At 66.2% G+C, this 13,212-nt stretch carries 16 protein-coding genes; 5 read left to right on the top strand and 11 right to left on the bottom strand.

The genetic code is table 11. The features are described from left to right. Positions 1-172: 172 nt before the first annotated feature. A complete protein-coding gene (locus tag E4P24_RS06270) occupies positions 173-1,012 on the top strand; it encodes a proline dehydrogenase family protein (RefSeq protein WP_004063764.1) in 840 nt (279 codons plus the stop codon). A gap of 28 nt (positions 1,013-1,040) precedes the next feature. Here E4P24_RS06270 and E4P24_RS06265 read toward each other — a convergent pair whose 3' ends face one another. Beyond that, complete coding sequence (locus E4P24_RS06265) at positions 1,041-1,760, bottom strand: helix-turn-helix domain-containing protein (RefSeq protein WP_004063766.1); 720 nt, start codon at positions 1,758-1,760, stop codon at positions 1,041-1,043. A gap of 132 nt (positions 1,761-1,892) precedes the next feature. Here E4P24_RS06265 and E4P24_RS06260 point away from each other — a divergent pair, with 132 nt between their 5' ends. Then, complete coding sequence (locus E4P24_RS06260; RefSeq protein WP_004043752.1) at positions 1,893-3,419, top strand: aldehyde dehydrogenase family protein; 1,527 nt, start codon at positions 1,893-1,895, stop codon at positions 3,417-3,419. Positions 3,420-3,482: 63 nt separating this feature from the next. Here the strand turns inward: E4P24_RS06260 and E4P24_RS06255 are convergent, their stop codons facing one another. The 4 genes from E4P24_RS06255 to E4P24_RS06240 all read right to left on the bottom strand — a co-directional run bounded on the left by E4P24_RS06255 (position 3,483) and on the right by E4P24_RS06240 (position 5,191). Then, entirely contained in the window at positions 3,483-3,800 is a 318-nt protein-coding gene (locus E4P24_RS06255; RefSeq protein WP_004063769.1) for a hypothetical protein, read from the bottom strand. A 441-nt stretch (positions 3,801-4,241) separates the two neighbouring features. Then, positions 4,242-4,673, bottom strand: coding sequence for an SRPBCC family protein (locus E4P24_RS06250; protein ID WP_188148249.1), 432 nt, complete (start codon positions 4,671-4,673; stop codon positions 4,242-4,244). Positions 4,674-4,716: 43 nt separating this feature from the next. Further along, complete coding sequence (locus E4P24_RS06245) at positions 4,717-4,941, bottom strand: hypothetical protein (protein WP_004043755.1); 225 nt, start codon at positions 4,939-4,941, stop codon at positions 4,717-4,719. 67 nt (positions 4,942-5,008) lie between these two features. Continuing rightward, positions 5,009-5,191, bottom strand: coding sequence for a hypothetical protein (locus E4P24_RS06240; RefSeq protein ID WP_004043756.1), 183 nt, complete (start codon positions 5,189-5,191; stop codon positions 5,009-5,011). 151 nt (positions 5,192-5,342) lie between these two features. On the opposite strand from E4P24_RS06240, the gene E4P24_RS06235 reads away from it, so the two are divergent. Both E4P24_RS06235 and E4P24_RS06230 read left to right on the top strand, forming a co-directional pair. Further along, positions 5,343-6,500 carry an LEA type 2 family protein gene (locus E4P24_RS06235; RefSeq protein WP_188148248.1) on the top strand — a complete coding sequence of 386 codons (1,158 nt, stop codon included), beginning with the start codon at positions 5,343-5,345 and terminating at the stop codon, positions 6,498-6,500. A 173-nt stretch (positions 6,501-6,673) separates the two neighbouring features. After that, positions 6,674-7,117: a hypothetical protein gene (locus tag E4P24_RS06230; protein ID WP_115860075.1), complete on the top strand. Its 444-nt coding sequence runs from the start codon at positions 6,674-6,676 to the stop codon at positions 7,115-7,117. Between the two features lie 72 nt (positions 7,118-7,189). Here the strand turns inward: E4P24_RS06230 and E4P24_RS06225 are convergent, their stop codons facing one another. Beyond that, positions 7,190-8,221: a phosphate uptake regulator PhoU gene (locus E4P24_RS06225; RefSeq protein WP_004043760.1), complete on the bottom strand. Its 1,032-nt coding sequence runs from the start codon at positions 8,219-8,221 to the stop codon at positions 7,190-7,192. Positions 8,222-8,538: 317 nt separating this feature from the next. Here E4P24_RS06225 and E4P24_RS06220 point away from each other — a divergent pair, with 317 nt between their 5' ends. Beyond that, the gene (locus E4P24_RS06220) at positions 8,539-8,913 is read left to right on the top strand and encodes a carboxymuconolactone decarboxylase family protein (protein ID WP_004063775.1); all 375 of its coding nucleotides are present in this window, start codon (positions 8,539-8,541) and stop codon (positions 8,911-8,913) included. 84 nt (positions 8,914-8,997) lie between these two features. Here the strand turns inward: E4P24_RS06220 and E4P24_RS06215 are convergent, their stop codons facing one another. The 5 genes from E4P24_RS06215 to E4P24_RS06195 all read right to left on the bottom strand — a co-directional run bounded on the left by E4P24_RS06215 (position 8,998) and on the right by E4P24_RS06195 (position 13,138). Beyond that, a complete protein-coding gene (locus E4P24_RS06215; RefSeq protein WP_004063777.1) occupies positions 8,998-10,062 on the bottom strand; it encodes an ATP-NAD kinase family protein in 1,065 nt (354 codons plus the stop codon). A 312-nt stretch (positions 10,063-10,374) separates the two neighbouring features. Continuing rightward, the gene (locus tag E4P24_RS06210; RefSeq protein ID WP_004043764.1) at positions 10,375-11,067 is read right to left on the bottom strand and encodes a molybdopterin-binding protein; all 693 of its coding nucleotides are present in this window, start codon (positions 11,065-11,067) and stop codon (positions 10,375-10,377) included. Positions 11,068-11,169: 102 nt separating this feature from the next. Next, entirely contained in the window at positions 11,170-11,925 is a 756-nt protein-coding gene (locus tag E4P24_RS06205) for a DUF5803 family protein (RefSeq protein WP_004063781.1), read from the bottom strand. Positions 11,926-11,929: 4 nt separating this feature from the next. Further along, positions 11,930-12,607, bottom strand: coding sequence for a DUF2110 family protein (locus E4P24_RS06200; protein WP_004043766.1), 678 nt, complete (start codon positions 12,605-12,607; stop codon positions 11,930-11,932). Beyond that, positions 12,608-13,138, bottom strand: coding sequence for a transcription factor (locus E4P24_RS06195; RefSeq protein WP_004043767.1), 531 nt, complete (start codon positions 13,136-13,138; stop codon positions 12,608-12,610). Positions 13,139-13,212 lie beyond the last annotated feature (74 nt).

The following is a 13,212-nucleotide window of genomic DNA, read 5'->3' as shown; positions in this document are numbered from 1 at the left end:
GTGACATAACAAGCAATGCTCTCCAGCTATCGTAAATATACCTGTGACCGCCCATGGTCGGGACCCCGGACCCCGTCGGACGAAACGAGCGTTCCGTGATTATTTCAGGAATATTTTCCAGAATGATTTGGTAGGGTCTCTCTTTAGGGTACGTGTCTCACAATAGCGGGTCGTGATACCCCCCATCGCGAACAACTTCGTGGCGGGCGAGACGGCCGACGGAGCGGTCTCGCACGTCGAGTCGCTGAACCGCGACGGCATCGCGGGGATACTGAACCTGCTCGGCGAGCACTACACCGACCGGACGGCCGCCGACGCCGACGCCGACGCGTACGTCGACCTCGTCCGCCAACTGGGCGCGACGGACCTCGATGGCTGCGTCTCGGTGAAGCCTTCGCAGATCGGTCTCGACATCAGCGACCGCGCGTTCCGGGAGAACCTCGACCGCATCGTCGACGCCGCGGACGCCGAAGGCGTGTTCGTCTGGGTCGACATGGAGGACCACGAGACGACCGACGTGACCCTCGACGCCGTCGACGACTTGGGCCACCGGACGGGCGGGAACGTCGGCGTCTGCGTGCAGGCGAACCTGAAACGCACGCGCGACGACCTCGAACGTCTCGCGGAGGTCCCCGGCAAGGTCCGCCTCGTCAAGGGCGCGTACAACGAGCCGGCGTCCATCGCGTACAAGGAGAAGTCGAAGGTGGACGAGGTGTACAGGGACCTCCTCGAACAGATGTTCACCGAGTTCGACGACGGCATCGCGGTCGGCAGCCACGACCCGCACATGATTGCGCACGCCCGCCGCCTCCACGAACAGTACGGGACGCCCTACGAGGTGCAGATGCTCATGGGCGTGCGCGAGGACGGTCAGCGCGACCTCGCGGACGCCGGCATCGAGACGTGGCAGTACGTCCCCTACGGGGACAAATGGTTCTCCTACTTCTACCGGCGCGTCCGCGAGCGGAAGTCGAACGCGCTGTTCGCGCTCCGCGCCGTCGCCGGTATCTGAGCCGGGACGGACACCCAATCGTCCCGCGCTACTGCGGGTCGAGCAGTTTCGACTCCGCTTTGCGCAGGTGTTCGAGCAGCGTCGTCTTCGAGATGTCCATCTCGGCGGCGAGTTCGCGGGTCGACACCTCGCGAGGCCAGCGGTAGTAGCCTTCTTCGCGCGCGAGTTCGAACGCCTCCCGCTGGCTCCGGGTGAGGGTGTCGAGCCGCCGACTGCGCTCCGGTTCCGCGCCCTCGGACGTGGAGATGGAGGCGACGCGAATCTCCGCGCCGGTCTCGTCCATGACGGTCTCGATGCGGGGCTGTATCTCCTCGCGCGCGCCGGCGAACCAGACTTCCCACCGCTCGCGGCCGTTTTCTATCTGCGTGGGGGCGCTGTGGACGAAGCCCTGCTTGAGCAGCTCCGGACACATCATGTCGCTCGGGTCGTACTCCAAGAAGAACTCGCGGGCGACCGGGCCGGGCGCGACGTGCTTCCCGCGGGAGTCGAACCGCTCTTGCAGTTCCAACACCTCGCCCGTGAGCTCCGAGTCGGCGATGGCGTCGAGGAGCGTCTCGACCTCGTCGAGCGACTCGCCGTAGGCGGTGAACAGCCCGTTCGACCGCTCGACGCCCGCGGCGGGAGCGTCGTAGATGGCGTGTGCGAGGATGCCGCCGTCGTATTCGCTCGTCGATTCTATCGCCCAGCAGTTCGGATGCCACAGGTCGAGCGTAAGGCGCGTGCCTTCACCTGCCGTGCGCTCGCTCATACACCGGGTAATACGTCGTTACGTAAGATGTTATCTGTGGTCACTCGGCGTCGCGGTGATGCGTCGGTTCGGGCGCGCCCCTTCCATGGGAGGGTCCGGGGTTATTAATCCTAGTTGTGAGTCTAGAGTCATATGGCGCAGGACGAATATCAGCACTACATCGACGGCGAGTGGACGGACGGCACCGGCGACGAGACGTTCGAGAGCGCGAATCCCGCGACGGGCGAGTCGCTGGGGACGTTCCGACGCGGCACGCCCGAGGACATCGACGCGGCGGCCGCCGCGGCCGACGAGGCGTACGAGGAGTGGCGCGAACTCTCCCACATCGACCGCGCGGAGTACCTCTGGGACATCTACCACGAACTGCGCGACCGCACGGAGGAACTCGCGGAAATCGTCACCAAAGAGTGCGGCAAAGAGATTTCCGAGGGCCGCGCCGACGTCATCGAGGCGTACCACATGGTCGAGTGGGCCGCGGGCGACGCCCGCCACCCCAAAGGCGACGTGGTCCCCTCCGAGATTCCCGCGAAGGACGCCTACATGCGCCGCAAGCCCCGCGGCGTCGTCGGCTGTATCACCCCGTGGAACTTCCCCGTCGCCATCCCCTTCTGGCACATGGCCGTCGCGCTCGTCGAGGGCAACACCGTCGTCTGGAAGCCCGCCGAGCAGACGCCGTGGTGCGGGCAGATTATCGCCGAGATGTTCGAGGACGCCGGCATCCCCGACGGCGTGTTCAACATGGTACAGGGCTTCGGTGACGCCGGCGCGAGCATCGTCGACGACGAGCGCGTCGACTCCGTGCTGTTCACGGGCTCCGCCGAGGTCGGCCACGAGGTCGCGAGCAAGGTCGCCCAACAGCCCGGCAAACTCGCCGCGTGCGAGATGGGCGGCAAGAACAACATCGTCATCACGGAGAAGGCGGACCTCGACATCGCGGTCCACTCCGCGACGATGTCGTCGTTCAAGACCACCGGCCAGCGCTGTGTCTCCTCCGAGCGCATCGTCGTCCACGAGGACGTGTACGACGAGTTCAAGGAGCGCTTCGTCGAGAACGCGAAGAACGTCTCCGTGGGCGACCCGCTCCGCGAGGACACGTTCATGGGCCCCCTCATCGAGGAGGGCCACAAGGAGAAGGTCACGAACTACAACGAACTCGCGGAGACGGAGGGCGTGAACGTCCTCGTCGACCGCACCGAACTCGACGCCGACGAGATTCCCGAGGGCCACGAAGACGGCCACTGGGTCGGGCCGTTCGTCTACGAGGCCGACCCCCACGACGACCTCCGCTGCACCCACGAGGAGGTGTTCGGCCCCCACGTCGCCCTGCTGAAGTACTCCGGCGACATCGAGGATGCAGTCGAGATTCAGAACGACACCGACTACGGGTTGGCCGGTGCCGTCATCTCCGAGGACTACCGCCAGATAAACTACTTCCGCGACCACGCCGAGGTCGGCCTCGCCTACGGCAACCTCCCGTGTATCGGCGCGGAGGTCCACCTCCCGTTCGGCGGCGTGAAGAAGTCCGGCAACGGCTACCCCTCGGCCCGCGAAATCATCGAGGCCGTCACCGAGCGCACCGCGTGGACGCTCAACAACTCCAAAGAGATTCGCATGGCACAGGGCCTCTCGGCGGACATCAAGACCAAGCAAGACGACTGAAGTCGTCCGGCCGGTCACCGCGTCACGGCCCCGCAGCAGTCCTGCTTTTTCCGTCCGCTGTTTTCAGTGTCCGTCGGTCGATTCAGCCTCCCCGTGAGCGCCGGCCGCGACGTAGACGCCGGGCATCCCCGTCTCCTCGACGGTCAGCGCCACTTCCTCATCCTCCTCGGCGGGGCGGTCGGTCACGACGGTCACGGCCTCGATTGGGTCGCGGCGGACGAACGCCCAGACGAGGTCGAGCATCGAGGGATGGCCGCCCTTCCGAACGACGAGTACGTGACGCGAGTCGGCCAGCGCCCGGAGTTCGGGCGACAGGTCCTCGTCGTCGAGTTCGTCCGGTGGAATGGCGTGCAGCACGTCGCCTCGAATCGTCTCGGTCATGGTGGCTCCACGAGGGCCGGGGGAAAGAAGCGTGCGCTCTCGGACTGTCGGGCGGTCGGGGGGTCGCCGCCGAGGCGCGGCGACGCCGTGGCTCGGAGCGAAGCGGTCGTCAAAAGGCGGAGGCGAATGCGCCTCCCGCCGAATCTCGCGTCACCAGTTGGCGAAGTGAGACGAGGGGAGTTGCCCCCACCGGGCTTGGGGGCGGGAAACGACGTGGCCACGTCGTTTCGGATGCCGCAACGGACCCCGAAACGTTGCGGCGGGTGCGGCGGATGTGGAGTCGCCGACGACTGGCGAGAAAAGCGCCTATTGCGTCGGCGACTTTCGCTTAGGAGCCACGATGTATAAAGCCACCGCAACAGCCGTTCTCATACCCCGTGAGCGCACGGCTCTCGCGGTTTCTCGCCCTGTCTCACCGAGCGTCGACGGTCGTCGCCGGCGTTACGCGGTCGCTTCGAACTCGCGTCGGAGCTCCGTTTCGAGGTTGTCGAGTTCGCGGTCGAGGTTGCGCTCGAAGAACGCCTCGACGCCCGGCAGTCGGCCGTCGACGGTGAACTCGTTGACGAGGCGGCTGCCGCCGTCGTGTTCCTCGATAGTGTGTTCGCCCGTCACCCGCATCACCCGCGACTTACCGACGAACTTGACGTGGGTCGGCTCGTCGACTTCGATGTCTTCCGTCTCGACTGTCACCGTCGAACGGACGAGCGGAATCGGGAGTTCGAGATACCACGTCGCGTGGCGGCCGTCGTCGGACACGTCGAAGCGGTCGACGACGCTGATAGCCTCCGCTCGCTTGGCCGGGTCGGCGATGAACTCCCAGACGCGCTCGCCGGGAGCGTCGAACTCGAACGTTCGTTTCACGCGGACGGTCATGAGATACCATCACACCTCCACAGTAAAAATCCGTGGAATCGCCTCAGCTTCGGGTGACGCGCCACGTCGTCGAGCGGGCGCGTCCCCACTTCTCGATTTCGACGTCTTCGGACTTCTCGGCCAGCCGCGGCAGACGGGACCCGACCTGCTTCGCGGTGAGACCGATGGCTTCGGCGATGTTCTTCGCCCGGAAGTAGCCCTCGCCGCGGCTGACGCTGTCGCGGAGATAGGCGAGAATGCGTTGTTCCTCGTCGGTGTACTCAGTCATCCTCGGACCGTCTAGGGAATGGGCGTTATTAACGGTTACCCGTGTTCCTCAGCGTTGATACTCAACGTTACTGGAACAGGTGCGCGCCGCAGACCGCCAGCGAGGCCGCGATAATCGCGACCATGAACCCGAGCGCCTTCGTCAACTGGTCCGGTCCGGCGACCATCAGCCCTGCGCCGACGAGCGTGAGTACGCCGAACAACGCCGCAAAGCCGATGGACTTGTCGGATTGCACCGTCTTGGTTTCCATGTTTCCGACCTTCGCGGGTGCGCACTTAGTTCATTCGACACCGCCTGCCGTGGGGCGACGTGTCGGGGTCGAGGCGTGCGGGACGGTCCCGCGAACCGCCGTCGCGCTCGGCCGTTCGACATATGTACCACCAGTCTCGTGTGTCCACAAGATGGGACTGACATCCGCGCTGTTCGGCGGTAAACTCCGTATCGCGCTCGTCGCGCTGGTGCTCGTCGCGGCCGTCGTCGGCGCGGCGTTCGCGGCCGGAATAATCGGCGCGCCGAGCGTCGACCGAGTCGACAACCGGTTCGGCGGCGTCAACGAGACGGCGACGGTCATCGAGACCGACCTGTACGTCTCGAACCCGAACCCGCTTTCAGCGAACCTCTCCGGGCTCGCCGTCGACTACGGCGTCGAGATGAACGGGATTCGGATGGCGACCGGCGAGAAGGAAGGCGTCTCTGTCGGGCAGGGGACCACGGCAGTCCCGCTTCGGACGACGCTCGAAAACGAGCGCATCCCCGAGTGGTGGGTCTCGCACGTCCAGAACGGCGAGCACACCGACCTCGCCGTGAACGCCACCGTCTCCTCGGAGACGCTCGGCCGGACCTTCGAAGCGCCCGAGATTACCCGGAGCATCGACACCGACCTCCTGTCGGCGTTCAACTCCACGGAGACCCGCGAGATAAACGCGGAGTCGCCGGTCGTCTCCGACCCCGTGTTGTACGTCAACGAGACGAGAGCCGAGTGGGGCGAATCCACGGACGAGCGCACGGCGCTCGAACTCACGTTCGTCGTCCACAACCCCAAGCCGTACCCGATTGCGGTCTCCGAACTCGGCTACGACATCTCCATGAACGACGTGGCCGTGGGCGAGGGGACCACGAACTCCGAGTACGTCATCTCTCCGCGGTCGACGGAGACCATCGAGGCGACGACCCACATCCAGAACGACAGGCTCGACGAGTGGTGGGTCACGCATCTCGAACGCGACCAGACGACCGACCTGCGCATCGACTTCTACGCGAACCTCGACGCCGGCGGCACGACGCTTCGCGTCCCCCTCGACCCGCTGACCTACGAGAAGACGTTCGAGACGGACATCTTCGGGAACAAGGCGGCGTCTGACGGAAGCGAGACGACGGCCGAACCCACGGCGACGGAGACGGCCGAGACAACCGAGGCGACCGAGACGGCCGAGTCCGAGACCGCGACTTCGACGGCAACCACGACTTCGACAGCAACCACGACTTCGACAGCAACCACGACCGCGACGACGCCCTCGTCGGACGACGGGACCACGACCACCGACGACGGCCTCCTGTAACAGTCCCGCGTCAGACGCGGCGTCGGAGGCCGTTCGACCGCCGGCGTCTATCGAAGAATCGTCGGTGAATCCTGACTCAGCCGATAACTCTTTACCGTCGGCTACGATAGTCGATGATATGACACGGAGTACCCACGCTCCTGATCGAGTTCTTCTCCCGTAATGAGAACCCTGTGTCCGTCGAGAGCGACGACGAAACCATCGTCGTCTCCTTTGGCGACCAGTCCTGTGAACTGTCCCGAGACGCCGCCGCCGACTTGCAGGAGGCCATCGGCTCGGCGCTGACCGAGAAACGGGAGTTCTTCCGCACGGCCGGCGAGTATCGCCGGGACGGAAGCTACGTCGTCTCCCGCCGCGGCGCGGACTCCACCGGCAACGCGAAGGTGTTCACCAGTTTCGACGAACTGCGCCGCCTGTACGACCGCCTCCCCGAGCGCTTTACCGCCGAGGACATCGGTCGCACCGGCATCACCGGGTCGCGCCGCCACATGATTCTCCGGCACTTCGGCGAGCATCCCGGGTTCGACTGCCGCATCGCCAGTCGGAACCCGCTGACGGGCGAAAAAGTATCGTCCGAGACCGAAAACGGCGAGGCGATGGAAGTCATCGCCGACTGAGCGCGGCGGTACGACGGCGCGCCGGTGCGCCGACCGCGACCCGCCTTCTCTCCCGACTTCGGTTCCGCAGCCTCAGTCTATCGTGACGTGGTCCGACTCCTCGTTGAGCGCGAGGTTCGACGCGATTTCGGCGTTCCGCATCGCGTACTGCGCGGTCTGCTGGAGGCTCACCAGCACCTCGCGAATCTGGAGGAGCTTCTGGTTTTCCATCTCCGGGAGGTCGTTGAGGATGTCGCGCTCGCGGTCGCTAATCTCGCGGAACAGCTCTCGGCACTCGATTGTGAGGTCGTAGTCGCGCTCGACGACGGCCCGCACCGCGGTCGTCGTAATCTCGTCGACGTGGTCCGTGAACTCGCGGATGCGCCGCATCGTCGACTGGTCGACGTCGATGGTGTGGCCCTCGGCGTCCATGACGATGTTGGCGATGTCCTCGGCGTTGTCGGCGGTCAGTTCGAGGTTCTTCGCCACCGAGCGGTAGCCGATGAGCGGGAAGCCCGAATCGAGGCCGACCGCCCGCGCGAGGTTGGGGTTCTGGTAGGACGTGAAGATGAGCCGGAGCAGGAGGACGAAAATCTTGTTCGCCTGCCGCTCGCGGTTGAGCGCCCGCTGGGCGAGGTCGGGGTTGCCGTGGGCGAGCGCCTTGACGGCCTCGCCGCGCATCGTGCTGCCCGTGTTTTCGAGGCGTTCGAGCAGGTTGTTGAGGGTGAAGTCCTCCGCATCGACCGAACAGCGAATCGCGATTCGCTCGGGGGTCTCCTCGATGACGCCGAGGCCCATGAGCTGGGTCTCGGCTTTGTAGACGGCGTTGATGTGGTCCGAGTCGAGCGCGCCCTCGCTTTTCTCGATGTGGATGACGCGTCGCCCGAGGACGTACTGCGCCACGATGGCGCGTTCGAGCGCCTCCGCGTTCAGACTGTCGGCGCGAATCGTCGCCTTCGAATCTTCGGTGTTGACCGATTCGGGGAGAACCGTCAGCGTTCCCTTGCCGCTCGTTCGAATCGTCACCTCGTCGCCCTTCTCGACGTTGTGTTCCTTGGCCCACTCCGCTGGAAGCGTCATCGCCAGCGTGGAGGGACCGAGACGCTGGACTTTCCGGGTTTCCATGCCAGTCAGAACCCATCCAATGACCTTAAATCTCACTATATTACACCCCGTGTGAATAATGGGTAGTGGTTCCCATTGCACACGATTCCGAATATTAAATCATCTACGTCGAGCGGCCGGGATGGAAATGGCTGACCGTCCCGTGCACCGGCGTATTAACCCCGAATTTCCCCGGAACGTCGTCGATACGGGCAGATTATGATTTTCCAGACTGTTCATAACTTTACTGCTCCGGAACCTCGTAATAAGCGCCTCCATAGCGACGGGACTGCGGAGGTACGGGAAGAGAGATGGTATCGAAAGCCACACGACAAGAGATGGAGGGAATGCTCGGTCAGGTCCCGAGTTGGATGGAGGACTTGGCAGAACCGGCGAGCGAACACAGTTGGGGGCTCTTCCGCGACCTCAATCTGGGAGAAGACACCGAACTGTCCGGGCGGGAGAAGGCGCTCATCGGCGTCGGCGTCGCGGCCGCGGTTAACTGTCCGTACTGTATCTACTTCCACACCGAGGAAGCGCGGTTGAGCGGCGTCACGGACGAGGAACTCAGGGAGGCAGTCAACCTCGCCGCCGACACGAAGTACTTCTCGACGGTGCTCCACGGGAACGAGACCGACCTCGACGGGTTCAAGGCCGAAACGGACGAAATCGTCGAGTACATCACGAAACAACAGGCACCGGCGGACGACTGACGAGACGGCCGACTGGAGCGGCCTCTCCTCGATTTTTCTGTGGTGACGCGTCGCGCCGAGTCGGCCGCATCCGACGTGCGCCGCTCACTCGATTTTCATCATCCGGCGCTCGACGCGACCCACGCGGACTTTCGTCCACCCGCGGAGGTCCGCGTCGAGGTCGGGGTCGTCGGTGTCGACCCGGAGGACGGGAATCCCGTCGAGTTTCGACCGCGAGGCGACGACCGACACGTCACAGCGTCGAATCACGGCCGGCGAGAGTTGGGGGTTGCCGCGACCGAAGACGAATCCCTGCCCGCCGATGGGCGTGACGACGATGACGTTCTCCGCGCCGAGGTTCGCCAGAATCTCGGCCTCCGTCGCGTCGCGGGCGAGCACCTCGCCGTCGCGGTAGACGTCGACGCCGAGCGGCGAGCCGTCGATTCCCAACTCGGCTTTCACCGCGCCGACGGTGCTTCCGGGACCGAGGACGTAGGTGACGCCTTCGGTCGAGCGGATGTCGTCAGCGACGCCCGCGGCGAGCGACTCGACGGTGCCGCCGCCGGTCTGTTTCGACGACTGGAGGTCCTCCGCGACGGGGACGTGCGCGACCGCCCGAAGCTCCGGCCTGACCTCGCCGTCGCGGTAGTCGTCCTCGTCGATGTCCATGACCTCGCGGGCCTCGGTCCGCTCGAACGAGGTGACGACGTGGGCGGCGTCCTCGGGCGAGACGGCGAACACGGAGGAGTAGACTTTCACGCCCGCGGGGACGCCCAGCATCGGCACGTCGGTCCCGTCGAGCGCCTCGGCCACGTCCGCCGCGGTGCCGTCGCCGCCGACGAACAACACGAGGTCCGCGTCGGCGTCGACGAACGCCTCGGCGGCGGCGACGGTGTCGGCCGCGCTCGTCTCGTCGCCGGACGGCTCGCCGAGCACCTCGGGGTCGAAGCCGGCGTCTCGGGCGGCGGCCGCGCCCATCTCGCCGCCCCACGCGAGCAGTTCCGCCTCGGGGGCGGCCTCGAAGAGCCGAGAGAGCGCCCGTCGCGCCCGCTCGGGCGACCGCGGCTCCGCGCCGCGCGCTCTGGCCTCCGCGACTTTCCCGTCGGTTCCCTTCAGGCCGACCCGGCCGCCCATCCCCGCGACGGGGTTGACGACGACACCGATTCGCATGACTGAACGAACCCGCGCCCCGGGGAAAAGCGACGCGGTAGCCGACGAGAGAGGAGCCGGCGAGAGGGGAGCCGGCGAGAGGCGACTGGGTCGCGCCCCCACGGGTTCGCTGACGCTCACGCCGCGACAACTGTCGCCAGAACCTCACCGTTTAAGAACCGGACGTGGGAACTGTCACCTATGATTCCGCTATCAGCCAGCGAGCAGGTGTTGCCGACCTCGGAGACGGCCGCGACCGTGCTTCTCGTGGGTATCCTCATGACCGCCGGGTGGCTCTGGTACCTCCAGCGCTGACCCGTCGGCCGGCCGACCCTACTCTTCGTACAGGTCGACTCGCGCTTCGAGCCACGCGGCCGCCGATTCGACCGTCTCCTCGTCGGCTCCGGCGAGTTTGATTCTGACGTGGTCGCCGGGGTAGCTCCCGACGGTCACGTCGAACGCCGATTGGACGGCCTCGAACCGCTCGATGAGCGAGCTTTCGGGCTCCGAGGTGTGGACGAACCGGACGTGGGTCCGCTCGCCGGCGAACTCGTCGGCGACGCGGGCGAACATGGCTTTCATCTCGCCGGGGACGCCGGGGAGCACGTACACCGAGCCGACGACCGCGCCGGGCGCGACGCCCTCGTCGTTCGGGAGCATCCGCGACCCCGCGGGGAGGTCGGTCGTCCCCTCCACGAGGTCCGCCGCGGAGTAGCCGCCGTTGGTCTCCAGCCACTCCTCGGCGTCGGCGTTCCGCTCCAGCGAGCGCCCGAACGCGGCCGCGACGCTCTCCATCGTCACGTCGTCGTGCGTCGGCCCCAGTCCGCCGGTGACGACGACGGCGTCGTACTCGGCGTGGTACTCGTTGACGACGCGGGCGATGTCGGCGACGCGGTCGGGGACCGTCGTCACGCGCTCGACGGAGACGCCTCGCGCCGTCAGTTCCTCGCAGAGCCACGCGGCGTTCGTGTTGACGGTGTCGCCGGCGAGGAGTTCGTCCCCGACGGTGACCACGGCGACTTGCATACCCCGAGGTAGCGCGCTGCGAGGCAAAAAAGCGTTCACACCGGCGAACCGGGTCGGCCGGGCGATACCGCGGCTCAGTCGTCCGTCGGCGGTCGTCGTTCGTCAGCGGTCGTCGTCTTCCACGTCCAAGCCGAGTTCCTGTCTGCGGTCGCGGAGCGCCCGAATCTGCCGGCGGTAGTAGAGTATCCCCGCGCCGCCGACCAGCACCGAGACGGCCGCGACGGCCGCGAAGATACCGAGGTCGCGCTGGAGGTAGAACTGCACGACGACGTTCCCATCGGTCACTTCGTCCCACCGGATGTGAAGCCGGTCGTCGACGACTTCGGTGTCGTAGCCCGACGGCCGGACCGACCCGAATATCGGGAAGTCGACGCGGCGGTCCGCGGGCAGGACGACCTCGTAGCTCCCCTCGACGAAGACGGGCAGCGAGAACCGCTTCGGCGTCGAGGACGAGCTAAACGCGAGCTTTCCGTCGCGTCCGGCGTCCTCGGGGAGCGTGACGTTCGTGATGCGGTCGTTCTGCGTCACGTCGCCGCCGCGGGCCTTCAGTTCGGTCCCGTTGAGGACGGTCCCGTTGTCGTAGCGGTAGCGGACCGCCTCGACCGAAAGCGGCGTCCGACTGCCGAAGCCGTCGAACCGGTAGAGCTCGACCGAGGAGCTGTTGACCTCGTAGACCGCGCGGAACCGGCCGTTGTCCTGCACCGTGATGTGCGCATCAGTCTCGGCGGTCCACGCGTAGTCGCCGTCGGGCGCGGCGTCGAGCCGGTCGTTCGAGACGCTGGAGGTGCCGCCGAGACACCCGGCGGTCACGAGGAGGAGGGCGAGCGCGGCGATACCGACGAGGAGTCGCCTGTTCATCGTCTTACTGGCCGATGACGCACTTCAGCTCCGCCGGCAGGTACGAGCCGATGCTGGCAAGGAGCCCCGGCGGGTCGGTCTCGTCCCGGCAGACGATGCTCTGTTCGAGCAGGCCGAGGCGCTCGACGGTCACGATGTCCTTCGCGTGGCCGGCGCGGTTGACCGTCGCGCGGACCTCGCCGCGGGTCGCGCTGTTGACGTTGACGCGACCGCTCCCGCGGGTCCAGTCGTAGAGGCGGTCGACCTGCTCGTCGGCCAGCCGCGAGGGCCCCTCGTCGCCGCCGTAGACGAACGTCAGCGGCATGTGCTGGACGAGGCCGAAGCGGTCGCGAATCTGGGTCGCGGAGCCGCGGCCGAGGCCGAGTTCCTCGGTCGGGATGCGCACCTCGATGCCCGCGTCGAGGACGAAGCCGTCGTCGTCCCAGTGTTCGAGGGTGCCGACGTAGGTCTCGCCGGCCGACAGATGCGGCGTGACCTCGCCCCACTCCTCGCGGAGGACGTTCCGCGCGACCGTCTCGTCGTCGCCGGAGACCGTCACGGAGATAAAGCCGTCGTCGCGGACGCCGATGTCGTACGTCACGTCGAGGTCGCCGATGTCGTTGGCGACGAGCGACGTGAGGCTGTCGAGCGCCCGCTCGCGGGCGTCACCGTCGATGTAGCACTTCGTTGCGAGAACGACCATTCAGTTCGTCCCCGTCACTTCGACGTTGAGCTCGTCGCGAAGCTCCTCGATGCGTCGCTCCATCGCGTCGACGAGGTCGTCGTTGTCCATCGGTTCGAGCTGCGCGCCCGTCTCGGGGCACTGGAAGCCGTGTTCCATCGCCTCGGAGAACTCGAAGCGGATGCCGGCGGGTTCCGAGAGGTAGAACTCGTGGTTGCGCTCGTAGTCGAGGCGCTCTTCGAGCGCGTCGAGGAGGCGGTACATCTCCTCTTCGAGGTTCTCGGGGATGTTCTCGTAGTGGAAGGTCCAGAGGTAGGTGAGCCAGCCGGAGTCCTCGTCGCGGACGCGGCGGTACGACGCGAGGTCGTTCTCGTAGAGAATAAACAGCGCGCGGCGCACGTCGTTGAGTTCGAGCCGCAGTTCCTCGGCGAGTTCCTCGTCGGTGACCTCGCCGTCCGGGGGTGCCGCCGCGACCGGCATCCCGGTTGGCCCGACCAACTCGTGGAGGTACTTCTGGATAACAGGGTCGTTCAGTAACTCCTCAAAAGCCATTGTGCGAAATGGCGTCAGGAACGCCATTAAGTCTTATTACTCCCGGGCAGCGGAGAACCGCAAGCGGGCGCGCC

The sequence above is a fragment of the Haloferax sp. AS1 genome (assembly GCF_014530665.1).
GTDB classification, from domain to species: Archaea; Halobacteriota; Halobacteria; order Halobacteriales; family Haloferacaceae; genus Haloferax; species Haloferax volcanii.
The sequence above is the reverse complement of the archived record's forward strand: the minus strand, read 5'-3'. Positions and strand labels throughout refer to the sequence as shown.

Coding starts and splice junctions, on each gene's coding strand:
- E4P24_RS06265 (WP_004063766.1), bottom strand. CDS start 1,760: ATGAGCGAGCGCACGGCAGGTGAAGGCACGCGCCTTACGCTCGACCTG.
- E4P24_RS06260 (WP_004043752.1), top strand. CDS start 1,893: ATGGCGCAGGACGAATATCAGCACTACATCGACGGCGAGTGGACGGAC.
- E4P24_RS06255 (WP_004063769.1), bottom strand. CDS start 3,800: ATGACCGAGACGATTCGAGGCGACGTGCTGCACGCCATTCCACCGGAC.
- E4P24_RS06250 (WP_188148249.1), bottom strand. CDS start 4,673: ATGACCGTCCGCGTGAAACGAACGTTCGAGTTCGACGCTCCCGGCGAG.
- E4P24_RS06245 (WP_004043755.1), bottom strand. CDS start 4,941: ATGACTGAGTACACCGACGAGGAACAACGCATTCTCGCCTATCTCCGC.
- E4P24_RS06240 (WP_004043756.1), bottom strand. CDS start 5,191: ATGGAAACCAAGACGGTGCAATCCGACAAGTCCATCGGCTTTGCGGCG.
- E4P24_RS06235 (WP_188148248.1), top strand. CDS start 5,343: ATGGGACTGACATCCGCGCTGTTCGGCGGTAAACTCCGTATCGCGCTC.
- E4P24_RS06225 (WP_004043760.1), bottom strand. CDS start 8,221: ATGGAAACCCGGAAAGTCCAGCGTCTCGGTCCCTCCACGCTGGCGATG.
- E4P24_RS06220 (WP_004063775.1), top strand. CDS start 8,539: ATGGAGGGAATGCTCGGTCAGGTCCCGAGTTGGATGGAGGACTTGGCA.
- E4P24_RS06215 (WP_004063777.1), bottom strand. CDS start 10,062: ATGCGAATCGGTGTCGTCGTCAACCCCGTCGCGGGGATGGGCGGCCGG.
- E4P24_RS06210 (WP_004043764.1), bottom strand. CDS start 11,067: ATGCAAGTCGCCGTGGTCACCGTCGGGGACGAACTCCTCGCCGGCGAC.
- E4P24_RS06205 (WP_004063781.1), bottom strand. CDS start 11,925: ATGAACAGGCGACTCCTCGTCGGTATCGCCGCGCTCGCCCTCCTCCTC.
- E4P24_RS06200 (WP_004043766.1), bottom strand. CDS start 12,607: ATGGTCGTTCTCGCAACGAAGTGCTACATCGACGGTGACGCCCGCGAG.
- E4P24_RS06195 (WP_004043767.1), bottom strand. CDS start 13,138: ATGGCTTTTGAGGAGTTACTGAACGACCCTGTTATCCAGAAGTACCTC.